Origin of the sequence: Mesorhizobium sp. M0898 (genome assembly GCF_040319695.1) — a bacterium.
Classification (GTDB): Bacteria; Pseudomonadota; Alphaproteobacteria; order Rhizobiales; family Rhizobiaceae; genus Mesorhizobium.
In genome coordinates, this window is the sequence record NZ_JAMYOE010000011.1 from 57,991 (window position 1) to 80,295 (window position 22,305).

A 22,305-nucleotide genomic window follows, 5' to 3' on the forward strand; every position below is an offset into this window, starting at 1 on the left:
ACACAAATGGAAAGGGGAACCGCGGCGGGTGGAAAGGGGAACCGCGGCGGGGCAATGCCCACGGCGGGTGGACGGCGCGCGCCGGCAGCATGGAAGGGAGCCGATGAACACCTATTCGGAAACAAGCGGTGGAAGCGGCGTTGCGGAAAGAGGAGGTTTCCAGCGAGTGGCGAGAACGGTGCGATAAAGAGTTTCGCTCTACCTTCTATGGCTTCCGCTCGACCAGCATGTAGCCGATCCCACGAACTGTCTGAATGCTGGCCGATGCATCCGGCCCGAGCTTCGCACGCAGATAGCGAATGTATACCTCCACGATCTTCGTCCCGGGTTCGAAGCTGTATGACCAGACATTGTTGAGGATGCGCTCGCGGCTAACCACTTTCCCCGCGTTGAGCATGAGAAAATGCAGAAGGTCGAATTCACGTCGGGTAAGGCTGATTTCCCGGTCGCCGTCCGCAAAACGACGAGCGCTCGTGTCGAGATTGAGGCGGCTCACTCGAAGCAATTGTCGATCCACTGCACCCTGACGGCGTCGGCGCAGCGCGTCAATCCTGGCCACCAGTTCATCAAACGCAAACGGTTTCGTCAGGTAATCGTCGGCACCGCCCTTGAGCCCATCTACGCGATCCTGAATTGTCTCCTTCGCGGTCAGCATCAGGATGAGAACCGGCCACTGCTCCAATCGCACGATCCGGCACAGCTCAAGGCCGTCCAGGTAGGGAAGCAGACGGTCCAGGATCACGAGATCGAATGGATCCGTACGAATAATGGCTAGTCCCTCGCGACCGTCCTCCGCGACACTCACGTGGAAGCCTTCGGCCTCCAACCCCCGGCGGAGAAAGTCGGAGACACGCCGGTCGTCTTCAACGATCAGGATTCGAATCATGGGTGCGATGTACCAGCGGCAGTCTGATTCTGAGGAGGGTTCCCGAAGGCTCAATTCCTTCAAGGCCGATTGTGCCATTGTGCCCGTCTATAATCTCCTTGGCGATCGCGAGGCCAACACCAAGGCCGTCGGCTGCGGACCTCCCGCCGACACGCCCGCGATAATATCGGTCAAACACGAACGGGAGATCGTTGGCATCGATCCCTGAACCGTTGTCGCGGATGGCGATCTCAAGCATTCCATGACGCTCAGCCATCTCGACTGCTATTGTCTGATACGGCTTTGAGTACTTTATGGCGTTGTCGAAGCCGATCAGCAGCGCTTGCTTTAGGCGCTGGGCGTCAACCCGAATGAGGCAATGGTCTGGGTTGAGCGACAGGTCAACGGATATCTGCTTGGGACCTGCGAGTACGGAAGCCTCCTGAACGGCCGCCTTCACAACCTCACCGGTATCGATGTTGCGCAAGGAGAACCTGAAATTTTCAGCTTCGGAGCGGGCGAATGCCAGAAGGTCCCCCAGGTTGCGAGCCATATCTTCAGCGCAATTGCGGATTCGGCTCAGAGCTTCGCGGTAAGATCGAACACGCGGTTGGCCGCGGAGGGCAACGTCGGCCTCTCCGCGGAGAATCGTCAACGGCGTGCGGAGTTCGTGGCTTGCCTCCGCAAAAAATTGTGTGCGTCGGCTATCGATCGCTCTCAGTTGCTCATTGGCTTTCCGCAGTTCACGGGTGCGCAACTGAACCTCCGCCTCCAAGCGGTCCTGTACCGAAATCAGAGCAGCACGTTCGATCTCGAGAGCCTCGGCCATGCTGTTGAAACTTCGCGAGAGGGAAGCGAACTCGTCGCGTCCGGTCGCGGAAACGCGATGGTCGAGCTTGCCTGCAGCGATGGCTTTGGCGCTTTCGTTCAGTTCACGCACAGGTGTGGCGATTGATCGTCGCAGGACCAGGCCGAACCCCAGACTGCCCAGCATGAGCAACGCAGCGAAGCCGCCGGTCAGCAGCAGCAGCCGCCATTGTGCGCCACGGACGCCGGCGAGTTCCTCTCCAACCTCCCTGCGCTCATCGTGCAAAGCGGCTTCAATCATTTCTTCAAGATCGTTCTCTAATCGGTGCTCCACATCGTTGCGGAAGGCGTCTACGATGCCCTTTGGATCCCCCTTTGTTCGCTGGCTGAACAGTCGCTGGGCGGCCCGATCGATCGCCTCAAACAGCGCCTTGACGCGACCGACGAATCTGAGTTCGGCCTCCTCCTGGCGTCTATCGCTCCAATATCCGAGAGCACCGAGTTCCTCGCGAGTGGCGCCCTCCAGCTTGTAGAATCCGGATTTCACTGCTTCTCGTGCCGCTTCGAAATCCGGCATTTGCTCGGGCCCAAGCAGCAAGACTTCAGCGAGTTGCTCGGTGTAATTGTTGGCTTGCCCATTGAGTTCGGCGAGCGCCTCGAACCGCCCGTGGACGCTGTCGATTCGGCGGACGAATTCCTCTGTCAGCTGGAGTGTTGCGAATGCCAGTCCTGAAATCAGTCCGACAAGGGCGAGAATGACGATTTGAAATAGGAAGATGCGGCCTCGAACGGTCATGCGGTAATCCTGCCGGCGATCGGATAATGCCTCTCACCAAATTCTAACCGGAGCCCTCGCAAGCGTCTAATCGGAACCTCCTAAGTTCGAGCGGAGGGTGTGCGACGCCCTCATCGCCACGTTGGCGGCGAACTAGACGAGGTTTCGGTTGGCACAAGTAGATTTTCGGACCGACAGTGACGCCACCCTTCGGGAAAGGACACCGCCGGTGCTCTGGCCGATATGGCGAGCCGCACTGATCGGAACCTGTGTATCCCTGTGTGTGGCCATCATTGAATTCGGCCTCTCCGCGCTCCCGTCCGACGCCCGGCGAGCGCTCGAGATCCTGCTTGTCGCGATCATCGGGTGGACCCTGACGCCGTTCGACGACACCTTCGTTGCGATCGCCGCCGGGCTGGCAATGGCGCTGCTGGTCAACCGTGATCCAGGCGCGCTGTTTCATGCGCTCGGCGATGAGTTGATCTGGCTATTGCTTGCCTCCTTCATGTTGGCGGCCACCTTCAAGGCGAGTGGGGTCGCAGATCGCGTTCTCGGCCTCGTGACGGGGCGCATGCGATCGGTTCGCGCAATCGCCTATTCCTTGACGGCCGTCATGATCGCCACAGCCTTCGTCATTCCGTCGACCTCAGGTCGCGCAGCTTTGATGATCCCCGCCTTTCAGGCGATCGCGGGACGCTGTGGAAGCGCCCGGTTGCGAAGGGCCTTCGCGCTGCTGTTCCCCACTGTTATCCTGCTCTCGGCCATTGCATCGCCCGTCGGCGCCGGTGCCCATCTGCTGGCGATCGAAATGGTCGGCCGCCTCTCGGGTGTGAAAGTAAGCTATCTGGAATGGATCGCTTTCGGCCTGCCGTTTGCGGCCGTAAGCACCTTCCTTTCGGTCGAATGCCTGCTCCGGCTTTTCCTGTCGCCGGTCGAACGGCGGATGACCCTTTTGCAGCCAACGACGGTGACTAGTGGCGGTGCCGGATTGGCACGGCAGCCGATACTCTGGATCGCCGGCGGGGTTGTCACCGCGTGGCTGACCGAACCTGTCCACGGACTTGATGCCACCGTTGTCGCTCTTGGCGGCGCTCTCTTGGCCACACTTCCTAGAGTAGGCTCCGTGGCGTTTGGCGATGCAATCAAGAGTGCGGAGTGGAAGCTGCTCTTGTTTCTGGCGGCGACGATCTGCTTGGCAGACGGCCTGACGGCATCAGGCCTCAATCGGTGGTTGATCGAGACGACTGTCGATCCGCTGCGCGGCACCGGCTTGGGTCCGTTGGCGCTTATCTCCTTATTAGCCTTGCTTGGGCTTTTCAGTCATCTCGTGATCCACAGTCGCACGGCGCGTGTCTCGGTGCTGCTGCCCCCGGCGCTGATGCTCGCATCGACAGCGCGGCTCGACCCTCTCCTGGCAATGTTTGTCCTCGTCTCGGCGACCGGCTTTTGCCAAACCCTCGCGATCTGCGCGAAACCGGTGGCGCTTTTCGCGGGGGTCGACGAGGAAGGCTACGGCCCGAAAGACCTCGCCTTGCTCAGCTCAATCCTGCTGCCGATGCAGTTCATCCTCATCGTCGTGTTCGCGGTCACCGTGTGGCCAGCCACCGGAGCCCTGCTCAACACGCTCCATCTGCAACTTGTTGGAGAGCCGTAGAATGTCGAAAAAGAAAGGATTGACGAAACGAAGACGGCTTCGAGTATTGGTCGCACCCTCCGGCTTTAAGGAGAGCCTCGGCGTTCGTGATGTCATCGCTGCATTGGCGCGCGGCGTTCGCAATGCCGTTCCGACAGCAAAGATCCTGGGCCTTCCAATGGTGGATGGCGGCGAGGATTTTACGCGGACCCTTGTTGAATTGTCTGATGGCGAGCTGCATTCCGTCACAGTGACGGGACCGGTGGGACAACCCGTGGCGGCCAATGTCGGTTTTCTCGGGCGAAGAAAGAAACGGACTGCAGTTCTGGAAATCGCGGCGGCTGCCGGGCTCCGGCTCGTCCCCACTGACATGCGTGACCCGACCCGCACTACAAGTTATGGGGTTGGTGAGTTGATTCGTTTTGCGCTCGATCTTGGCGCGGAAAGAATTCTGATCGGCTGCGGTGACTCGGGTGTCAACGATGCAGGAACCGGCATGGCCCAAGCATTAGGCGTGCGTCTGCTCGATGGCGGCGGCCGTCCCATTTCGGGGAGCGGCTCGGCCCTCTCATCGCTAGCTCGTGTCGATCTTTCCAGTCGTGATCATCGCCTTTCGAATGTTCGTGTCGACGTCGCGGTAAATCCCTACAACATGCTGCTCGGCGAGAGAGGCGTCGCTCGGGTGTTCGGCCCGCAAAAGGGTGCAACACCTGATCAGGTGGTTTTGCTCGAGCAGGGCATGGAAAATGTCGCTCACGTCGTTCGCCGCGACCTCGGCGTCGACGTGACGCCGCTTGTCGGCGGAGGAGCTTCCGGGGGACTCGGCGCCGGACTTCACGCCTTTGCTGGAGCCCGGCTGCATCCGCGCTTCGACCTGATCCTGCGGTATATGGATCTCGATCATCGGCTGTCAAACGCCGACATCGTCATGACAGCCGAGGGTGGCCTGGATGGTCAGACGAGCTTTGGAAAGATACCAGCCGAGATTGCCCGGCGCGCGAAACGTCACAATCTGCCCGTCATCGCCTTGGCCGGAACGATCGGAGCAGGTGCAGAGGCGACCCACGACATCGGCATCGATGCCTTCTTCAGCATTCTGTGCCGACCGTGTTCCCTCGAAGACGCGATCCGTGACGCCGACACGCTGCTGGCGAACGCTGCCGAGCAGGCATTCCGGCTGATGCGGGCGACGCGTGCTTTCAAGCTCAGATGACGGAGCGTGTTTCAGATGACGGAGCGTGTCAGCCAATGGCCGCGATGTCGCTAAGCGGCGGCCCTGACCGGCTCGAAGTCTATGTCGAGAACCGAATTTCGCGCTGCCCGGTGGGCGGGGAAGCCGAAGTCCAACCCAAACTTCACCCGATCGTGGTCCCCGCCTTGAGCTTCCTCGCCTCCTTCATGTTGGGAAGAAAAACCGTCAGCAGCCCGAGCAGCGGCAAATACGAGCAGACCTGGAAGACGAAATCGATGCCCTTCATGTCGGCGACGACGCCAAGCACGGCGGCCGCGATGCCGCCCATGCCGAAGGCGAAGCCGAAAAAGATGCCGGCGATCATGCCGACCCGGCCGGGCACCAGTTCCTGCGCGAATACGACGATGTTCGAGAAGGCCGAGGACAGGATCAGGCCGATCAGCACGGTGAGAACCATTGTCCACTCGAAATTGGCGTAGGGCAGGGCCAGGGTGAAGGGCAGCACGCCGACGATCGAGAACCAGATCATCGCCTTCTGTCCGTAGCGGTCGCCGAACGGGCCGCCGAGCAGGATGCCCAGGGCCGAGGCGCCGAGGAACAGGAACAGCATGACCTGCGACATCTGCACCGAAACGCCGAATTTATGGATGGCATAGAAGGTGTAGTAGCTGGACAGGCTGGCGATGTAGGCGTTCTTGGTCAATACCAGCAAGGTCAGCACCGCCAGCGCGCCCAGGACCTTGCGGCGCGGGAAAGGCGAAACGAAGCCTGCCGCTTTGCGGGTGCCCTGTGCGGCGCGCAGGCGGCTGTACCAGCCGCCAACCTGCCACAGCACGATGATGCCGATCAGCGAGCCGCCGGCAAACCAGGCGATGCTGGTCTGGCCGAAGGGCACGACGATGAAGGCTGCCAGCAGCGGCCCCATCGCCTGGCCGAAATTGCCGCCGACCTGGAACAGCGACTGCGCAAGACCGAACCGGCCACCGGAGGCGAAGCGGGCGATGCGCGAGGATTCCGGGTGGAAGATCGCCGAGCCGATGCCGATCAGCGAGGCGCCGATGAGGAGCAGCGAGTAATGTCCGGCATAGGCCAGCACGACCAGCCCGATCAGCGAAGAAGCCATGCCGTAGGGCAGCGAATAAGGCATCGGCCGCTTGTCGGTAATCATGCCGATCACCGGCTGCAGCAAGGATGCCGTCACCTGGAAGGTAAAAGTCAAAAGGCCGATCTGCCAGAAATCGAGACCGTAATTGTCCTTCAGCAGCGGATAGATCGCCGACAGCAGCGACTGCATGATATCGTTGATGCAATGGCAGAAGCTCACCGCCAGGATGACGGTGAAGGCCGTCGCCTGAGCTGAAATGTGGCTGGCCGCTGCCGGCTTGGCGTCGGCGGTTGCTGTGGTATCGGTCAAGGCAGGCTCCGTGGTCTTTTTGGCGGGCGCTCCCGCAGGCGGTCTTATAGGGCGCAGCCTTATACGTTGCTTGTCACGCGACTTCTTTCGTGGTTTGGTCCAATAGTTTCGCAAGTGGGCCATAGCTGATGCCGCATGGCAGGGAAATGTTCAGAGCGGGCGACACCGATCTCGGGCTGTTGCATGAGCGTCGCTGGCAATGGCTGGAAGAGGCCGTCGGGCCGGCAGTGGCGCTGCCGACCGAATATCCGGACGGCTACCATGTGCCACGGCACCATCATAGCCGCAGCCAGTTGCTGCACGCGCTGGTCGGTGTCGTGCTGGTGACGACGCGGCATGGGCGCTGGATGGTGCCTCCGGACCACGCGATGTGGATCCCCGCCGGCACCGAACATTCCGTCGAGATGCTGGGCGACGTCAGCATGCGGTCCGTCTATGTGATGCCGGAGGCCATTCCCGGCCTGCCGGACGGGTTGCGTGTCGTCGGCATCACCGACCTGATGCACAGCCTGATCGTGGAATCGGAAAAGCTGCCGCAAGGCGCCGAGCTGAAGGGGCGGGGCGGACTGATCATGAAGCTCCTGCTGCACGAAATCCCGAACCTGCCGGAACGGCCGCTCGGCCTTCCGTTCCCGTCCGATGCAAGGTTGGCGACGCTGTGCCGGCGCTTCGTCTCGGCACCGTCACCGCATGCGACGATCGACGAGTGGGCCGCTATCGTCGGCATGAGCCGCCGCTCTTTCACCCGCGCGTTCCACCGCCAGACCGGATTGTCGCTGTCGACCTGGCGTCAGCAGGCCTGTCTGTTCGCGGCGCTGCCACGGCTGGCCGACGGCGAGCCGATCACGAGGGTGGCGCTCGATCTCGGCTATGACAGCGTGCCGGCGTTCATCACCATGTTCAAGCGCATGCTGGGAGCCTCGCCACGCGGTTACATGCGGGGCGCCCGTGATGCTGGCGAAGGTGTGCGACGAACAAGTGGTCCGGCTCGGCCTGAGGCGCAGCCCTGAAGGGCGTCGCGTTCGACCGGCCTCATGCGACGCGCTTTGGGTTCTTGTTGTATGCATGTCGTTATCGCAAAACCGCTGCACAGTTTTGCGCGACACGCATTAATCGAACAGGCTCGACACCGATTCCTCGGTCGCCGTGCGCGAGATCGCCTCGCCCATCAGTTCGGCGATGGAGATGACGCGGATATTGGCGGCGTCCAGCACTGCCTGGGTCGGCTGGATGGAATCGGTGATGACCAGTTCCTGCAGTTTCGAGGCGCCGATGCGGGCGATGGCGCCGCCGGACAAAACGCCATGGGTAGTATAGGCGGTCACACTGGTGGCGCCATCGGCAAGCAGCGCATCGGCCGCATTGCACAGCGTGCCGCCCGAATCGATGATGTCGTCGATCAACAGGCAATCCTTGCCGCGCACGTCACCGATGACGTTCATGACTTCCGATTCGCCGGGGCGCTCGCGGCGCTTGTCGACGATGGCAAGCTGGGCGTCGATGCGCTTGGCGAGCGCGCGGGCGCGGACCACGCCGCCGACATCCGGCGACACCACCATGACATTGGCAAGCTGCTTGTATTTCGCCTTTACGTCGCGGGCCATGACCGGCACGGAAAACAGATTGTCGGTCGGGATGTCGAAGAAGCCTTGAATCTGGCCGGCATGGAGATCCAGGGTCAGCACCCGGTCGACGCCCGCCCTCGTGATCATGTTGGCGACCAGTTTGGCCGAGATCGGTGTGCGGCCCGAGGCACGGCGATCCTGCCTGGCATAGCCGAAATAAGGAATAACCGCAGTGATGCGCTTGGCCGAAGAGCGCATGAAGGCGTCGATCATGATGAGCAGTTCCATCAGATGATCGTTGGTCGGGAACGAGGTGGACTGCAGGATGAAGACGTCCTCGCCGCGCACATTCTCCTGGATCTCGACGAAGATTTCCTGGTCGGCGAAGCGCCTGACGCTGGCCTTGCCCAGCGGAATGTTGAGGTAGCGGGCGACTGATTCGGCCAGCACCCTGTTGGAATTGCCCGCGAAGAGCTTCATGCACCGTTCCTGGCGAAGGATTGAGAGACTCCGATAGCACTCCAGCCTCTTAGTCGGGCTTTTAGCGGCCCGCGCCGGTATTGCAAGCGTCGTGAATGGGAATCCGCCGGCTAATCTCAATAAACGCTTACGGCTTGACGATGCCGCGATAGGTCCACTTCGATGCCGACGGAATCGGGGATAGCTCTATCTTTCAGTCTGAGGATGGTCTTTTCCGAAAACCGGATTCACTTTTCGGAAATCATACTCCAGGTCAGCCGGCGCCGCCGCCAAGCCAGGTGGCGAACTGGTCGATTGTCTGGTCGGCAATTGCCTGCATGGTCGCCGGGGCGACCGCCGTCCAGCCTTCGCCGCCGCCAACAGAGGGCGCCTTCTGCTGGCCGTTGATGCGATGCAGCCGGTTGCCGGCCGGGTCATAGATGTCCCAGACATAGATGACGGTAGTGTCCTTGCCTTCCGTCATGGTCGAGAAATAGCCCTTGAGCACATGTGTTGGGGTCTGGTCGGTGCTGCCGGCCAAGGTGATGCCGCGCTGCCTGGCGCGTGTCTGAAGCTCGGCGGTCAGCGGTGTCGCGGCTTCTACCGAGGCGCCGACGATCGGCGCCACCTGCAGCCGGGTCCGCGCAATGGCAGCCGCGCTTTTGGCGGGCGGCACGGCTGCAGCGGAAGGCTGCGCCGTATCTGCAGTTTGCGCGGTGCCGGCAGGCTGAGCCGGAGTTGCGGGGGGCGTCGCGGCACCTCCGGCTCCGGAGAGGGATTGCGTCGATTGCGGGGCAATGGCCGAGGGTTCGAGAACGTCCTTCGCATTGGTGCAGGCCGCCAGTGCCAGCGCCACGAGCAATGACACGGTCGTCACATGCGATCGTCTCATTAGCCTGAAAACTCCTTGGCGACGAACGCCCCTCACACTCTCTCCATTATGGATTCACTGCACGATCAAGTCGAGATCATGGCGGGACAGCGGCTTCGGCTGGGATTCGGTGGTCAGATAGGTGCGGCCAAGCGTCATCGCGGTTTCGGTTTCGGAGTCCATGATGATCATATGGGCGAACAGCGTCATGTTCGGCGCAATCGGTTCGGGATTACCCTGATAGAACATCGGCATATCCATCCAGGACGGGGTGAAGCGGGCGCCGAGCGAATAGCCGCAGGCATTGAGCCGGTGCTTGGTCAAGTTGTGGGCTTCGAGGGTGCGGGCATGGGCGTCGAACACGTCGCCGAACGTATTGCCGGGCGTCATCGCCTTCTCGACTGCAAGTAGCGCGGCGCGGGCGGCATCGAACAATTCCTGGTGGCGTTTCGATACCTTGCCGGTCAACACCGTGCGCATCATTGCCGCATGGTAGTGGTGGAAGACACCGGCCCATTCGAGCGTCAGCTGGTCGTTCTTGGTGAGCTTGCGGCGACCGGCCTTGTAGCGGCAAAGCAGGGCGTCGACTCCGGAGCCGATGATGAACTCGTTGGCCGGATAATCGCCGCCGCCGGCAAAGATCGCACCTTGCATGGCGGCGAGGATCAGCGCCTCATCGCCACCCTGCTTGATCAGCGGCAGTGCTGCGTCCAGCGCGTCGTCGGCCAGATTTGCGGCTTTTTCCGCCTTGGCGATTTCTGCCGGGCTCTTGAATAGCCGTAGCCGGCTGACAATGCCGGAGGCATCCGCGATCTGCCCGAAGGTCTGCAACTGCTCGTCGAGGCGCCGGCCATTATAGGCGGTCAGGCCGTGGGTGTCGTATTCGACGCCGATCCGGGCGCCGAGCAGGTCAAGCTCGTTGAGCAGATTGCGCAGATCTACCGCCGGATTGGCGCCGTTGCGGTCCGTCCACAAAACGATGTTGTCGATGATCGAGGTGTGGCGCGCCTGGCGCAAGTCGGCCGAACGCGTCAGCAGCACCATCGAGCCGTCGGCCTTGACCACCAGGCACTGGAAAAAGCAGAAGCCGAAGGTGTCGTAGCCGGTTAGCCAATACATGCTTTCCTGGGCAAACAGCAGGACGGCGTCGAGCTTCTTTTCGGCGATCTCGATCATCAGTCGATCGCGCCGCGCGTCGAATTCCGAGCGTTCGAAATGCAGCGCCATCAGTCAGCCTCCAAAACGATTGCCGAAACCTGCCGCCCGTAGTCGGGCTCGTTGCGATGCGTGCTGCGCCGATAGGAGTAGAAAAGCTCTTCCTCGGCATAGGTGCAGCGGCCAAGTCCTTCGGCATTGACGCCAGCCCTGGTCAGCCGGTCGACCGTGTAGCGGTTGAGATCGAACATCGCGTGTCCGGCATTTGCGGAGGGCGCGAAATAGCGGGCACTGCCGGCATCGGCGTCGACGAAACGGGCGACGAATTCCGGTCCGACTTCGTAATTCCGTGGGCCGATCGAAGGACCGAGCACTGCGACGATGCGGTCGCGCCGGGCGCCGAGGCTTTCCATTGCCGCGATGGTGTTTTCCAGCACTCCGGTGAAAGCGCCTTTCCAGCCGGCATGGGCGGCGCCGATAATGCGCGCCTCGGCGTCGGCGAAGAGGACCGGTCCGCAGTCGGCGGTCGAGGCACCGACGGCAATGCCCGGCCGGTCGGTGACAATTGCGTCGGCCTTGGGCCGCTCGCCGGCAAAAGGCTCCCTGGCAATGACGACGTCCGGCGAATGAACTTGGTGAGCGGTCAGCAGATGGTTTGCAGGCACGCCCATCCATTCGGCGACCCGGCGGCGATTCTCGCGCACCAGCGTCTGGTCGTCGTTCGAGCCGGTGCCGATGTTGAGGCCCCGGTAGATGCCGCTGGAAATGCCGCCGACGCGCGTGAAGTAGCCGTGGCGGATGCCTTGCGCCGTTTCCAGCAAGGGCGACCGAACGGGATCCGGTTTGGTCTGATTCAGCATGGCGGCTTTGTTGTCCGTATGGGCGATTTCGTCAAGCGAGTTGAAGGGCGCAGTTGAAGGCTGGTCAGTTTAAGGCTGGCGCAGTTGATGTCGGCCGCTAGTCGGAGATGGGAGAGTGGGAGAGGCGGCAGCGAAAAGTCAATCCATGCTTGGAAACGGCGGAACGGCAATGCCGGCGGGGAGGACGGCAAGCACCTTGAAGAGTTCGCCCATGGCCAGCGGGCCGGCGAGGCGCTCGACGTCGGCCGCGATCTTTTCGCGAGCTGCCTCATCGGCATTGGCGCCGAGCCGGCCAGCTCGTTCGAGAAGCCCCATCTTGAGCAGGAATTCACCTTGCGTTGAGAGGTGGGCATCGAGGCTGTGTGCCCGAACGGTTGCCGCGAGGGCAGCGAAATCGACATGGGCTGTGAGATCGGCCCGCCCCGGATTGGCCAGCACGTCCTCATGACGGTGCTTGCGCAAGGCCTGCAAGGTGTCGCCGATCCCGGGCTGGAGGTGACCGTAGTCGAGAAACAGGCCGGCGCCGCCAAATCCGGCAAGTCGCCCGGCGATGGCCGCCATCAGGGCGGCGCGGGCTGGCGCCACCTCGACGATCGCACCTTCCGGCGCATTCTCGGCACCCTCCGGCAGCAGCATCGGGTCGAGCGAGCCGGCGCCGACGAAAAAGCGCAGCCGGTTCGCATCGTCGAGACCGATCATCCGCTCGCGCCAGCCGGCTCCGGCGCGGACGAACTGGCGGATGGGCACCGCGTCAAACAGCTCATTACCAACAATCAGAAGCGGCGCCTGCGGTAGTGTGTCCACGGCCTCATGCCAGGCGACGGTGGCCGACGTCCCGGCAAGCGTTCGTTTCTGGACCTCGGTCAACCGCGGACTGGTCTCGATCAAGGCGAACGATGCGCTGGCGGTAAGCGTCGGATCGAGCCGCGAAAGCGTGCGCAGCATATCTCTCATCAGCGTGCCGCGGCCGGGGCCTATTTCGGCGATGGCGACCGGCGTCGGCCGGTCGATCGCCAGCCACGCCTGGTAGAGCCAGATGGCGACCAGTTCGCCAAACATCTGGCTGATCTCCGGCGCGGTGACGAAGTCGCCGGCGGCGCCGAACGGCTCGCGTGTCGTATAGTAGCCGTCCAGCGGATCGAACAGGCAGAGCGCCATGTATTCGCTGATGGGGATCGGTCCCACCGCACCGATCAGCTCGGCGATGCGGGTCTTCAGCCGCGTCATGCCGGCTGCGGTTTTGTCACCGGCTTGGCTGTAGCCATCGCCCAGATGCCGGCCAGCACCATCGGCAGTGACAGCACCATTCCCATGGTCAGCCAGCTCGTGCCAAGGAGGTAGCCAAGCTGCTGGTCGGGCTCGCGAAAGAATTCGACGAAGATGCGCGAGGCGCCATAGCCGGCGATGAAGGCGCCGCCGACGAAGCGCGGCGTCTTCAGCTTGAGCCGCGAATGGGTGAGGAAGCGCAGGATAAGGAACAACACCAGCCCTTCGAGCAGCGCCTCGTAGATCTGGCTCGGATGGCGTGCAAATGGACCGCCATTGGGGAATTCGAATGCCCATGGAACGTCGGTCGGCCGGCCCCATAGTTCGGAATTGATGAAGTTTGCCAGGCGAACGAGGCCAAGCCCCACCGGCACGCCGGCGGCAACCACGTCGAACAGCGACCATGTGCGGATGCCGCGAGACCGGGAAAACAGCGTCATTGCGACAATGACGCCGATCAGACCGCCATGAAACGACATGCCGCCCTGCCAGACGGCGACGATATCGAGCGGATTGGCGATGTAGCGCGGCAGGTCGTAGAACAGCACGTAGCCGGTGCGTCCGCCGAGCACCACACCGATGGCTGCCCAGACGATGAAGTCGTCGAGGTCGACGGGCTTCATCGGCAGGGTGCCGTCGGGCCACAGTTTTGGGTTGGTGACGAGGCGCTTGGCATACCACCAGGCGAACAGAATGCCGACGATGTAGCCGACGCCGTACCAATGCACCGCCAGCGGTCCGATCCGGACGATGACCGGGTCGATGTTGGGAAAGGGCAGGGCGGCCAGCGGCAGCAAATATTCGCTCAACAGGGTCTCCGGGTTCCCAATCAGGTTCGGGCGCGGACCATGCGGCAGGCTTTTGGCGGGGTCAAGGCAAGCATATGCTTGCATTCCGAATCGCGCGCCACTACGTCAATTCGACCAAGCGAGGATTTGCCATGGCGACCGGACCGAACCGCATTCTCGATGAATTCGCCAAGCTGATGACCGATGCAGCCGGTGCCGCGCAAGGCGTGCGGCGCGAGGTGGAGACCGCCTTCAGGGGCCAGGCCGAGCGCATACTCAACTCCATGGACGTGGTGCACCGCGAGGAATTCGAGGCCGCTCGCGACATGGCGGCGAAGGCCAGGGAAGAAAACACCCGCCTCGCCGCTCGCATCGAGGCGCTCGAGGCCAGGCTTGCCGAATTGACCGGTCAACCAGCGCCTGCGGCTGCGTCAAAGCCGCGTGCAAAAAAATAAAAAGAAATAAATCGTTAAACTTTTCCACAAAGCCGGATCGCAAAAAGCGCTTTGTCGTGAATCGCTTACCGGTACTGCGTGAATCTTTGTGACAGCGCCTTTCCACATGCGAATGACGCAGTGCGAAAAATTTGGCTGGTCACGCGACTCCCGATCAATAGACTGAATTTGTTGCATGATTCGGAGCAGGGTCATGCGCCGGGCGGTGGGGTCCGGTCCGGGGTCTTTGCGTTGACGAAGTCCTGGCCGTCCGAGTTCTAGGCAGAATTGTTCGAGTGTGCCTCTCCCGCGGAGCGTGTGGTGGCGCTCCCAGAACGACAGGAAGCATTTCATGGAACTTCTCGAACTCGAATTCTCCCGCGAAATCCATCCGGTGGATGTTATCGAGCAGGTGGCGCACAATAACGATTGGTCCTTCGAGCGGGCCGGCGACGACGAGATCTCGATCTCGGTTGCCGGAAGCTGGACCGACTACCACGTTTCATTCTCCTGGATGGAGGACTACGAGGCGCTGCACCTGGCCTGCGCCTTCGACATCAAGGTCCCGGAGGCGCGCGCGCTCGAGGTGATGCGGCTGCTTTCGCTGATCAACGAGCAGATGCTGTTTGGCCATTTCGATCTCTGGGAGCAGGAAGGCGCCATCATGTTCCGCCAGTCGCTGCTGCTGGCCGGTGGGGTCGAGCCGTCGAGCCAGCAGGTCGAGGTGCTGCTGTCGTCGGCGCTGGAGGCCTGCGAATGCTATTTCCAGGCGTTCCAGTTCGTCGTCTGGTCAGGAACTTCGGCCAAGGATGCGTTGGCCGGCGTGCTGTTCGAAACTTACGGAAACGCCTGACCGTCGATGGTTTCGAGCAACGCGCGAAAACCCGAGATCAGCTTTGCCGATTTCGACCGCGTCGACATCCGCGCCGGCACGATCGTCGAGGCAGAGCCTTTTCCCGAGGCGCGCAAGCCGGCGATCAAGTTGAAAATCGATTTCGGTCCCGTGATCGGAGTGAAGAAATCCTCGGCCCAGATCACGAAATACTATTTGCCCGAAGCCCTGATCGGCCGGCAGGTGTTCGCTGTGGTCAATTTCCCGCCGCGTCAGATCGGGCCATTCATGTCGGAAGTGCTGACGCTCGGCTTTCCCGATGAAGAGGGCGCGGTGGTGCTTGGGGCAATCGAACGCAAAGTGCCGGACGGCGGCAGGTTGTTCTAGCTGCGCTGTTGTTCACGCAGCCAGTTTACGCCTGGTACCCAGCGCTTCTTCGACCGTTTCCATGAACATTTCCGCGCAGGTCTTCCAGCTGTAGCGCATTGCGCGTTGCCGCGCCTCGGCGCGGTCGACGTGAAGGGCGGCGAGCGCTGCTTGCCGCAGGTCGTCCGACACCGCGCCGCCGATGCCGTCACCCACAATATCGATGGGTCCGGTGACGGGATAGGCTGCGACCGGCGTGCCGCTGGCCAGCGCCTCGATGATGACGTTGCCGAACGTGTCGGTACGGCTGGGGAAGACGAAAGCATCGGCCGAGGCGTAGATCTCGGCCAGTTCGTCGTTCGGACGATGGCCAACGAAATGGGCATCGGGATATCTGGCCTTCAGCTTCGCCAATTCCGGCCCTTCGCCTACGACCACCTTGCTGCCGGGCAGATCGAGGCCTAGGAAGGCCGGCAGGTTCTTTTCGATCGCGACGCGGCCGACGCAGAGGAAGATCGGTCCGGGAAATCCCAGGTCCTTTCTTTTGTCCGGCCGAAAATGATCGGTGTCGACGCCGCGCGTCCACGGCCGGAGCTTGGTGAAGCCGCGGGCCGCAAGATCGTCGGCAAGCGACTGGGTGGCAACCAGCGTGCCCTGTCCTGAATTGTGGAAATCACGCAGCCAGCGATAGGCCCATGCTTCAGGCACCGGCAGGCGCGCGCTCAGATATTCCGGAAAACGTGTGTGATAGCTGGTCGTGAACGGGCGGCCGGCGTTGCGGCAGTAGCGCCGGGCCATAATGCCGAGCGGTCCTTCGGTGACGATATGGATGTGGTCCACCTTGCGTGCCTCGATCAGCTGCGCCACGCGGTGCGGCGTCGTCAGCGCCAGCCTGATATCGGGATAGGTCGGCAGAGGCAGGGTGCGAAAGATATTCGGCGTCAGGAAGTCCGTCTCGATATCGAAGGATTTCAGGGTCTCCGAGAGACGCTCCAGCGTGTGGACGACGCCGTTGACTTGCGGGCGCCAGGCGTCGGTGACCATCAGGATGCGCATGGCGGTCCCTTGGCGGCAAGCTTGATTGCCTCGCCGCGACGCCTGAGCGGCGACCACGCCGCAGCTCGGGCGTCGCACCAGCGCACCTGGGCAGGCGCGGGGTCGAAATGAGGCCGCAGGGCCGAATCAATCAGGATCGCGCGCTTCATTGGCGCTCTTCACCATGGTTTCATGACGGGCCGATGAAGGCCCGGGTGTCGCTGCCGTCAAGCGGGGACCTTGATCACCGCCCGAAGGCCGCCGAGCGGGCTGCGTTCGAGGACAATGTCGCCGCCATGGCTGCGGGCAATGTCTCGTGCGATGGAGAGGCCAAGGCCGGTGCCGCTGGCGTCGAGGTTGCGGGCCTCGTCCAGCCGCACGAACGGCTTGAATACATCCTCTCGCTTTTCGGGCGGAATTCCCGGGCCGTCATCGTCGATGGTGACGAGCAGCGAACCGCGCCCATGATTGGCATTGATCTCCACCGTCTTGGCATAGCGGAATGCATTGCCGACGACGTTGGACAGCAGCCGCGCAAAGGCATTGGGGCGCACGTGCACATGCGGATCGCCGACAAGCACGGTCGACAGCTTGCGCTTGCGCAGCGCGGCTTCCTCGCGAAGCTTGTCGAAGAAGGCTTCGAGATCGAACTGACCGGCATCTTCCGAAGCTTCGCCGCGTGCAAAGGCAAGGTAGCCTTCCAGCATCGACTGCATGTCGTCGATGTCCTGATCGAGTGCCTGGGTATCGGCCGCCTTGGTCCCGGCAAGCGCCAATTGCAGCTTGAAGCGGGTGAGGATGGTCCTCAGATCGTGGCTGACGCCGCTCAGCATGGCGGTGCGCTGCTCGAGCTGGCGTTCGATGCGTTCGCGCATCTGGATGAAGGCAAAGCCGGCGCGGCGGACTTCCTCGGCGCCGCGCGGGCGAAAATCGCGCGGCATCGGCCGGCCCTTGCCGAAGCTCTCGGCCGCCTCGGCCAGCGTCAGAATCGGCCGGATCTGGTTGCGCAGGAAGGGAATGGCTATCATCAGCAGCACCAGCGAGGTGCCGACCATCCAGATCAGGAAAATATGGGTGTTCGATGCATAGGCCTGGCTGCGGCGCACGAAGACGCGCAGCACCTTGTTCTCGAGCTGGACGCGGACCTCGACGATATTGGAATTGCCGACCGTATCGATCCAGAACGGACGGTTGATCTGGCGGGTGATCTCGGACGAAAGGATCTCGTCGAGGATCGAGAAGAACGGCTTTGGCCCGGGAGGCGGCAGCGGGTCGGGCGGGAGGAGGTCGACCTTCAGCTGCATGCGATCCTGGGCGATGCGGATGACGTTGGCGTAGTCGGCGTCATGCGGATAGGTCTCTATCAGGTCGATGATGGCGGCGATGTCGCGCACCGTGGCCTGCGACAGGCGTTGCGTCACGGTCTGCCAGTGGCGCTCCATGAAGACAAAGGCGACGACCGACTGCAGCATGATCATTGGCGCGATGACGATGATCAGCGAGCGGGCATAGAGCCGCTTCGGCATGTAAAGCGACACCAGGCGCCAGAAACGGTTCCAGGCGCGCGGCACGGCCTTGAGCGCCCGCGTCGCGCGGGCGCTGAAGCCGCCATCTCCCGGCCGTTCGAGTTGCGTGGTCGCCATTCGTCCTTTCGCTCACCGGGACCCGGCAAAGGGCCGCTGTCGGCGGCATTCTATTCCACGCTGAGCCGATACCCAATACCGCGCACGGTCTGCAGCCAGACCGGATTGGACGGATCGCGTTCGATCTTGCGGCGCAGCCGGTTGATCTGGACGTCGATCGTGCGCTCGCCGACCTCGGATTCATCGCCGACAAGCTCATGCCGCGGTATCGTTTCGCCGGCACGCGCAGCGAAGATCGCCAGGATTTCCTGCTCGCGGTCGGTCAGCTTGAGCGCCTCGCCGCCGCGCTTCAGCTCACGCCTGGCGATCTGGAACGTATAGGGGCCAAAGACCAGCTGTTCGACCTTGGGCGTCGTCGCGGGGCCGCCGCGGCGCAGGATATTGTTGATGCGCAGGATCAGCTCGCGCGGGTCGAACGGTTTAGGCAGATAGTCGTCGGCACCGGCCTCGAGCCCGGTGATCCGGCTGTCGGTTTCGGACAGTGCGGTGAGCATCAGGATCGGCACGTTTTTCTCGGCCCGCAGCGCCTTGGTGAGATCGACGCCGCTTTCACCCGGCATCATGACGTCGAGCACGATCAGATCGAAGTCGAGGCCGGCGAGCTTGCGCCTCGCCTCGCCGGAATTTCCGGCGACGGTGACGCGAAAACCGTTTTCGGTCAGATACTGTTTCAGAAGATTGCGGATACGGGTGTCGTCGTCGACCACCAGCAGATGCGGCGCGTCGTCTTCCGGTGCTGTCGGATGATCAACCCTCTCAATGGTCTCCATGGTTTTTCCCTGACATCTTTGCGGGCACAATGTCGATCTGCGCCCTTAGTTCCGGATTTACCATCGCTTCAAGGAACCGTTCGATAACGGCGCGTTCGGTGGCTCCGGAATCTTCCAATGCAGCATGGATGCGGCGCGACTGTGGCCGCGCCAGTGCCAGCGCCAGAGCACGGCCCTTGGCCGTCGGATAAAGCTCGCGCTGGCGGCGGTCGCGGGGGCCCTGCAATTGCACGATATGGTCGGTGTCGATCAGTTGCTTGAGCACGCGCGCCAGGCTCTGCTTGGTGATCTTGAGCACATCGAGGAGCTCGGCGACCGTCAGGCCGGGCCGGCGATTGACAAAATGCAACACCCGATGATGGGCGCGGCCAAAACCGTAATCGGCCAGGATCTGGTCCGGATCGGAGGTAAAGTCGCGATAGGCGAAGAAGAACAACTCGATGATGGCGAAATCGATGCCGTCCTCGTCGGTGATCGCTGTCCTGATCGGCTCTGCGGCTGCGTGGCTCGTCATCTTTTCTCCGTGTGAAGTAGGAAATTATGTCAGCACTATTGACGTATTTTCCGCGCGATGGTAATTTTTGGCAAGCTTTTCGGCGGATTGCGAACGAAAAGGCAAGCGAAGCCGTTTTTTCCGGAACTTCCTGAGTTTGCCAGACCTTAAATATCCGCCTACGCTTTGAGACAATGGCCGCCCGCAGCGGCCGAGGCGAAACACGCAACGACACAATGATGTGCGGGCTGCCGCCCGCGGGAGGTTACCATGGCATCCGTTCCCTTCGACCAACTGGACGGCTTTATCTGGATGAACGGCGAATTCGTCAAATGGGCCGACGCCAAGATCCACGTCTTGACCCACGGGCTGCACTACGCCAGCGCGGTATTCGAGGGCGAGCGCGCTTATGGGGGCGAAATTTTCAAGCTGACCGACCACACCGAACGCCTGCATGAATCGGCGCGCCTGCTTGGCTTCAAGATACCCTACTCGGTCGCCGAGATCGACGACGCCTGCCGCACGCTGTTGAAGAAGCAAGGTTTCCAGGACGCCTATGTCCGGCCGATCGCGTGGCGCGGCAGCGAACAGATGGGCGTTTCCGCACAGAACAGTCGGATCAACTGCGCCATCGCCATCTGGCAGTGGCCAAGCTATTTCGACCCGGCGCAGAAGCTCAAGGGGATCCGCCTCGACATGGCCGAATGGCGCCGCCCCGACCCGCGCACCGCACCGTCGAAATCGAAGGCGGCCGGACTCTACATGATCTGCACCATGTCCAAGCATGCCGCCGAGGCCAAGGGCTATGCCGACGCCATGATGCTCGACTGGCGTGGCCAGGTGGCGGAAGCGACAGGCGCCAACATCTTCTTCGTCAAGGACGGCAAGATCCATACGCCCAAGCCTGATTGCTTCCTCGACGGCATCACCCGCCGCACGGTTATCGGCCTTGCCAAGGACCGCGGTTTGGAGGTGATCGAGCGCGCCATCATGCCGGATGAGCTTGAAGGCTTCCAGCAGTGCTTCCTCACCGGGACGGCAGCCGAGGTGACGCCTGTTTCGGAGATCGGTCCATACCGATTCGAGGTCGGCGAAATCGCCAAGACGCTGATGAATGACTATTCTGCGGCCGTTCAGCCCAAGCACGCAATCGCTGCAGAATAACGAAAGTCACAGCTTTTTTAACTAGTAAGGGCGGTTTTCGGGCCGCCCCTTTTATTTAAGCGCTTCTGCATTTGACTTTCACACAATTCGGCGTCTCATGATGGGGTCGGCCCGGGAGGCTGGCAGCTATGGAGGGACTGGAAATATGGATATGAACACGCTTCTTCCGATCATTATTCAGGTGATTACGGGTATCATCGGTGGTCAGGCGGTTGGCGCGGCTATCAAGACTGCGGCGATGGGGCAGCTTACCAAAATCCTGGGCGGCGCTGTCGGCGGCGTCGGCGGTGCGGCCATCCTCAACAGTCTGCTGGGTGGCTCGGTCGATCCGGCAGCCGCCGCCACGGCGGCAGGGGCCGGCAGCGCGTTGAACATTTCAAATATCGTTGGCGGTGCCGGCGGCGGCGCCATCCTGACCGGCATCATCGGTGCGGTCATGAACGCGATGAAGAAATAAGCTTTGACGTTTCAGGTTTTCAAATGGGCGGCTTCGGCCGCCCATTTCGTTTGCCGTTTGTGGGAGCGGTGGACGCCGTTCGCGTGTGTCTCTACATCAGGGCCTGGTTCAAGGTTGGAGCTCTCCTGACGCGTTCGAGGGGACGCGCAGCGCTCCGACAGCGTGAAAGGACGAATATGGGTCAGCTCAACGCCGGCATCGTGCCGGTCACGCCGTTCCAGCAGAACTGCACCATCCTCTTCGACATGGACGACAGGCAAGGCGTTGTCGTCGATCCGGGCGGCGACATCGACAAGGTGCTGGCGGCGCTCGAGGACAATGCGATCACTGCCGGCGCGATCTGGATTACGCACGGCCATATCGACCATGCCGGCGGGGCCATGGAACTGAAGGAGGCGCTCGGTATCGAGATCATCGGTCCGCATGCCGCCGACCGGCCGCTGCTCACCAATCTCGAGAACCAGGCAAAGCGCTACGGCATCACCGATCCCGTGCGCAACTGTGTCCCCGACCGGTTCCTTGCCGAAGGCGAGACCGTTTCGTTCGGCTCGCACGTGTTCGAGGTGCTCCATTGTCCGGGCCATGCACCCGGCCACGTCGTCTACTATAGCCGGGCTGCGAAGTTCGCCCATGTCGGCGACGTGCTGTTCCGCGGTTCGGTCGGCCGCACCGATCTGCCGGGCGGCAACCACGCCGCGCTGATCGCCTCGATCAAGGAGAAGCTTTTGCCGTTGGGCGACGACATCGGCTTTATCTGCGGCCATGGTCCCGGCGGCCGTTTTGGTGAGGAGCGGCGGAGCAATCCTTTTCTGGTCTGAAACCGCTTGCCGGAAACAAAAAGCGCGGCCTGTGCGACCGCGCTTTTTTCCGACGGGAAACTGCCTCCGCTAATTGGCGGTGCAGAAATGCTGTTCGCCGTCATAGCCGGTGAACGTGCCGGTACGGGCGTTGAAGCTCCGGTAGCGGTCCGAGCAGTATTCGTACCAGCCGCGGGTCCACGGCTCCGCATAGCTTTCGGCATAGGCCACTCGCGGCTGCACGTAATAACGGCGCACCGGGGCAGGCCTGTAGTATTCATCATCATAGGCCGGGTCGTAATAGCGGGGCTGCGGGCTGGCGAGCGCACCGCCGATCAGGGCACCGGCCGCAAGGCCGAGCACGCCGGCCGCAACGGCGTCGCCGTTGCCGTGGTGCCGGCGGTGATGGCGCCATTCGTCGGCATTGGCCGCGGGCAAGGTCGCAAGCGTGGTCGCAACGACCGCGGCGGACAGGATGGCAGTCTTGAAAATTCGGTTCATGTCAGTCTCCTTCGTGCCGGCCCGGGTCGTTTCGGGGGATGCGGTCCGGCTTTAACGAAGATTAATATGCGACCGTGGCTGAACGGGGGCTGAACGAAATTTGGCCAGGCGGTTCATCTAACTGGGCGGTTCAAGCGTGCGGCAAATACCGCAGGCCAGACCG

At 62.1% G+C, this 22,305-nt stretch carries 23 protein-coding genes; 9 read left to right on the top strand and 14 right to left on the bottom strand.

Annotated elements, in window-relative coordinates:
* Window positions 1-205: 205 nt before the first annotated feature.
* Both NKH90_RS14700 and NKH90_RS14705 read right to left on the bottom strand, forming a co-directional pair.
* Window positions 206-886, bottom strand: coding sequence for a response regulator transcription factor (locus NKH90_RS14700; protein WP_352450507.1), 681 nt, complete (start codon window positions 884-886; stop codon window positions 206-208).
* Entirely contained in the window at window positions 864-2,468 is a 1,605-nt protein-coding gene (locus NKH90_RS14705) for a sensor histidine kinase (protein ID WP_352819920.1), read from the bottom strand. Before NKH90_RS14705 ends, NKH90_RS14700 begins: the two co-directional genes overlap by 23 nt.
* Before the next feature lie 262 nt (window positions 2,469-2,730).
* Here NKH90_RS14705 and NKH90_RS14710 point away from each other — a divergent pair, with 262 nt between their 5' ends.
* Together NKH90_RS14710 and NKH90_RS14715 are read left to right on the top strand one after the other, a co-directional pair.
* A complete protein-coding gene (locus NKH90_RS14710) occupies window positions 2,731-4,101 on the top strand; it encodes an SLC13 family permease (RefSeq protein ID WP_352819921.1) in 1,371 nt (456 codons plus the stop codon).
* A 1-nt stretch (window position 4,102) separates the two neighbouring features.
* Window positions 4,103-5,293, top strand: a complete 1,191-nt coding sequence (locus NKH90_RS14715) for a glycerate kinase family protein (RefSeq protein WP_352819922.1) — start codon at window positions 4,103-4,105, stop codon at window positions 5,291-5,293.
* A 142-nt stretch (window positions 5,294-5,435) separates the two neighbouring features.
* Here the strand turns inward: NKH90_RS14715 and NKH90_RS14720 are convergent, their stop codons facing one another.
* Window positions 5,436-6,686 (bottom strand): MFS transporter, encoded by a 1,251-nt coding sequence (locus NKH90_RS14720; protein ID WP_352469748.1) that lies wholly within the window; start codon window positions 6,684-6,686, stop codon window positions 5,436-5,438.
* 128 nt (window positions 6,687-6,814) lie between these two features.
* On the opposite strand from NKH90_RS14720, the gene NKH90_RS14725 reads away from it, so the two are divergent.
* Entirely contained in the window at window positions 6,815-7,696 is an 882-nt protein-coding gene (locus NKH90_RS14725; protein WP_352770932.1) for an AraC family transcriptional regulator, read from the top strand.
* A gap of 99 nt (window positions 7,697-7,795) precedes the next feature.
* On the opposite strand, the gene NKH90_RS14730 is transcribed toward NKH90_RS14725, so the two are convergent.
* The 6 genes from NKH90_RS14730 to lgt form a co-directional block, all read right to left on the bottom strand.
* Window positions 7,796-8,731: a ribose-phosphate pyrophosphokinase gene (locus tag NKH90_RS14730; RefSeq protein WP_254819191.1), complete on the bottom strand. Its 936-nt coding sequence runs from the start codon at window positions 8,729-8,731 to the stop codon at window positions 7,796-7,798.
* Window positions 8,732-8,984: 253 nt separating this feature from the next.
* The gene (locus tag NKH90_RS14735; RefSeq protein WP_352819923.1) at window positions 8,985-9,602 is read right to left on the bottom strand and encodes a hypothetical protein; all 618 of its coding nucleotides are present in this window, start codon (window positions 9,600-9,602) and stop codon (window positions 8,985-8,987) included.
* Window positions 9,603-9,656: 54 nt separating this feature from the next.
* On the bottom strand, window positions 9,657-10,808 hold the full coding sequence (locus NKH90_RS14740; RefSeq protein WP_023678425.1) for a M24 family metallopeptidase: 1,152 nt from the start codon (window positions 10,806-10,808) through the stop codon (window positions 9,657-9,659).
* On the bottom strand, window positions 10,808-11,596 hold the full coding sequence (gene pgeF / locus NKH90_RS14745; RefSeq protein WP_352683930.1) for a peptidoglycan editing factor PgeF: 789 nt from the start codon (window positions 11,594-11,596) through the stop codon (window positions 10,808-10,810). The genes NKH90_RS14740 and pgeF overlap by 1 nt, the downstream gene beginning before the upstream one ends.
* A gap of 138 nt (window positions 11,597-11,734) precedes the next feature.
* Window positions 11,735-12,823, bottom strand: coding sequence for a class I SAM-dependent methyltransferase (locus tag NKH90_RS14750; RefSeq protein WP_352541016.1), 1,089 nt, complete (start codon window positions 12,821-12,823; stop codon window positions 11,735-11,737).
* Window positions 12,820-13,671, bottom strand: coding sequence for a prolipoprotein diacylglyceryl transferase (gene lgt / locus NKH90_RS14755; RefSeq protein ID WP_352541017.1), 852 nt, complete (start codon window positions 13,669-13,671; stop codon window positions 12,820-12,822). Before lgt ends, NKH90_RS14750 begins: the two co-directional genes overlap by 4 nt.
* Before the next feature lie 131 nt (window positions 13,672-13,802).
* Here lgt and NKH90_RS14760 point away from each other — a divergent pair, with 131 nt between their 5' ends.
* The 3 genes from NKH90_RS14760 to NKH90_RS14770 all read left to right on the top strand — a co-directional run bounded on the left by NKH90_RS14760 (window position 13,803) and on the right by NKH90_RS14770 (window position 15,303).
* Window positions 13,803-14,105 (top strand): accessory factor UbiK family protein, encoded by a 303-nt coding sequence (locus NKH90_RS14760; RefSeq protein ID WP_352683971.1) that lies wholly within the window; start codon window positions 13,803-13,805, stop codon window positions 14,103-14,105.
* 331 nt (window positions 14,106-14,436) lie between these two features.
* Window positions 14,437-14,937 carry a type III secretion system chaperone family protein gene (locus tag NKH90_RS14765; protein ID WP_023678420.1) on the top strand — a complete coding sequence of 167 codons (501 nt, stop codon included), beginning with the start codon at window positions 14,437-14,439 and terminating at the stop codon, window positions 14,935-14,937.
* 6 nt (window positions 14,938-14,943) lie between these two features.
* On the top strand, window positions 14,944-15,303 hold the full coding sequence (locus tag NKH90_RS14770; protein ID WP_352778020.1) for a tRNA-binding protein: 360 nt from the start codon (window positions 14,944-14,946) through the stop codon (window positions 15,301-15,303).
* A gap of 12 nt (window positions 15,304-15,315) precedes the next feature.
* On the opposite strand, the gene NKH90_RS14775 is transcribed toward NKH90_RS14770, so the two are convergent.
* The 4 genes from NKH90_RS14775 to NKH90_RS14790 all read right to left on the bottom strand — a co-directional run bounded on the left by NKH90_RS14775 (window position 15,316) and on the right by NKH90_RS14790 (window position 19,244).
* Window positions 15,316-16,338, bottom strand: a complete 1,023-nt coding sequence (locus NKH90_RS14775) for a glycosyltransferase family 4 protein (RefSeq protein ID WP_352819924.1) — start codon at window positions 16,336-16,338, stop codon at window positions 15,316-15,318.
* Between the two features lie 206 nt (window positions 16,339-16,544).
* Window positions 16,545-17,960 carry an ATP-binding protein gene (locus NKH90_RS14780; RefSeq protein WP_352541020.1) on the bottom strand — a complete coding sequence of 472 codons (1,416 nt, stop codon included), beginning with the start codon at window positions 17,958-17,960 and terminating at the stop codon, window positions 16,545-16,547.
* A gap of 50 nt (window positions 17,961-18,010) precedes the next feature.
* Window positions 18,011-18,730, bottom strand: a complete 720-nt coding sequence (locus NKH90_RS14785; RefSeq protein ID WP_023678415.1) for a response regulator — start codon at window positions 18,728-18,730, stop codon at window positions 18,011-18,013.
* On the bottom strand, window positions 18,717-19,244 hold the full coding sequence (locus NKH90_RS14790; protein ID WP_352456926.1) for a MarR family winged helix-turn-helix transcriptional regulator: 528 nt from the start codon (window positions 19,242-19,244) through the stop codon (window positions 18,717-18,719). The genes NKH90_RS14785 and NKH90_RS14790 overlap by 14 nt, the downstream gene beginning before the upstream one ends.
* A 249-nt stretch (window positions 19,245-19,493) precedes the next feature.
* Between NKH90_RS14790 and NKH90_RS14795 the strand changes: the two genes are divergently transcribed.
* The 3 genes from NKH90_RS14795 (at window position 19,494) to NKH90_RS14805 (ending at window position 21,662) form a co-directional block, all read left to right on the top strand.
* The gene (locus NKH90_RS14795) at window positions 19,494-20,387 is read left to right on the top strand and encodes a branched-chain amino acid aminotransferase (protein ID WP_352450493.1); all 894 of its coding nucleotides are present in this window, start codon (window positions 19,494-19,496) and stop codon (window positions 20,385-20,387) included.
* Between the two features lie 145 nt (window positions 20,388-20,532).
* The gene (locus NKH90_RS14800; protein WP_352450492.1) at window positions 20,533-20,844 is read left to right on the top strand and encodes a hypothetical protein; all 312 of its coding nucleotides are present in this window, start codon (window positions 20,533-20,535) and stop codon (window positions 20,842-20,844) included.
* A 176-nt stretch (window positions 20,845-21,020) separates the two neighbouring features.
* Window positions 21,021-21,662 carry an MBL fold metallo-hydrolase gene (locus NKH90_RS14805; RefSeq protein WP_352819925.1) on the top strand — a complete coding sequence of 214 codons (642 nt, stop codon included), beginning with the start codon at window positions 21,021-21,023 and terminating at the stop codon, window positions 21,660-21,662.
* A 69-nt stretch (window positions 21,663-21,731) separates the two neighbouring features.
* On the opposite strand, the gene NKH90_RS14810 is transcribed toward NKH90_RS14805, so the two are convergent.
* Window positions 21,732-22,142, bottom strand: coding sequence for a BA14K family protein (locus NKH90_RS14810; protein ID WP_352687867.1), 411 nt, complete (start codon window positions 22,140-22,142; stop codon window positions 21,732-21,734).
* Between the last annotated feature and the right edge of the window lie 163 nt (window positions 22,143-22,305).

Excerpts from the sequence above, each read along its gene's own strand:
- NKH90_RS14715 (WP_352819922.1), top strand. The coding sequence starts at position 4,103 with ATGTCGAAAAAGAAAGGATTGACGAAACGAAGACGGCTTCGAGTATTG.
- NKH90_RS14790 (WP_352456926.1), bottom strand. The coding sequence starts at position 19,244 with ATGACGAGCCACGCAGCCGCAGAGCCGATCAGGACAGCGATCACCGAC.
- NKH90_RS14775 (WP_352819924.1), bottom strand. The coding sequence starts at position 16,338 with ATGCGCATCCTGATGGTCACCGACGCCTGGCGCCCGCAAGTCAACGGC.
- NKH90_RS14760 (WP_352683971.1), top strand. The coding sequence starts at position 13,803 with ATGGCGACCGGACCGAACCGCATTCTCGATGAATTCGCCAAGCTGATG.
- NKH90_RS14725 (WP_352770932.1), top strand. The coding sequence starts at position 6,815 with ATGCCGCATGGCAGGGAAATGTTCAGAGCGGGCGACACCGATCTCGGG.
- pgeF (WP_352683930.1), bottom strand. The coding sequence starts at position 11,596 with ATGCTGAATCAGACCAAACCGGATCCCGTTCGGTCGCCCTTGCTGGAA.
- NKH90_RS14740 (WP_023678425.1), bottom strand. The coding sequence starts at position 10,808 with ATGGCGCTGCATTTCGAACGCTCGGAATTCGACGCGCGGCGCGATCGA.
- NKH90_RS14750 (WP_352541016.1), bottom strand. The coding sequence starts at position 12,823 with ATGACGCGGCTGAAGACCCGCATCGCCGAGCTGATCGGTGCGGTGGGA.
- NKH90_RS14805 (WP_352819925.1), top strand. The coding sequence starts at position 21,021 with ATGGGTCAGCTCAACGCCGGCATCGTGCCGGTCACGCCGTTCCAGCAG.
- NKH90_RS14810 (WP_352687867.1), bottom strand. The coding sequence starts at position 22,142 with ATGAACCGAATTTTCAAGACTGCCATCCTGTCCGCCGCGGTCGTTGCG.
- NKH90_RS14730 (WP_254819191.1), bottom strand. The coding sequence starts at position 8,731 with ATGAAGCTCTTCGCGGGCAATTCCAACAGGGTGCTGGCCGAATCAGTC.
- NKH90_RS14705 (WP_352819920.1), bottom strand. The coding sequence starts at position 2,468 with ATGACCGTTCGAGGCCGCATCTTCCTATTTCAAATCGTCATTCTCGCC.
- NKH90_RS14795 (WP_352450493.1), top strand. The coding sequence starts at position 19,494 with ATGGCATCCGTTCCCTTCGACCAACTGGACGGCTTTATCTGGATGAAC.
- NKH90_RS14700 (WP_352450507.1), bottom strand. The coding sequence starts at position 886 with ATGATTCGAATCCTGATCGTTGAAGACGACCGGCGTGTCTCCGACTTT.
- NKH90_RS14770 (WP_352778020.1), top strand. The coding sequence starts at position 14,944 with ATGGTTTCGAGCAACGCGCGAAAACCCGAGATCAGCTTTGCCGATTTC.
- NKH90_RS14800 (WP_352450492.1), top strand. The coding sequence starts at position 20,533 with ATGGATATGAACACGCTTCTTCCGATCATTATTCAGGTGATTACGGGT.
- NKH90_RS14780 (WP_352541020.1), bottom strand. The coding sequence starts at position 17,960 with ATGGCGACCACGCAACTCGAACGGCCGGGAGATGGCGGCTTCAGCGCC.
- NKH90_RS14735 (WP_352819923.1), bottom strand. The coding sequence starts at position 9,602 with ATGAGACGATCGCATGTGACGACCGTGTCATTGCTCGTGGCGCTGGCA.
- NKH90_RS14785 (WP_023678415.1), bottom strand. The coding sequence starts at position 18,730 with ATGGAGACCATTGAGAGGGTTGATCATCCGACAGCACCGGAAGACGAC.
- NKH90_RS14765 (WP_023678420.1), top strand. The coding sequence starts at position 14,437 with ATGGAACTTCTCGAACTCGAATTCTCCCGCGAAATCCATCCGGTGGAT.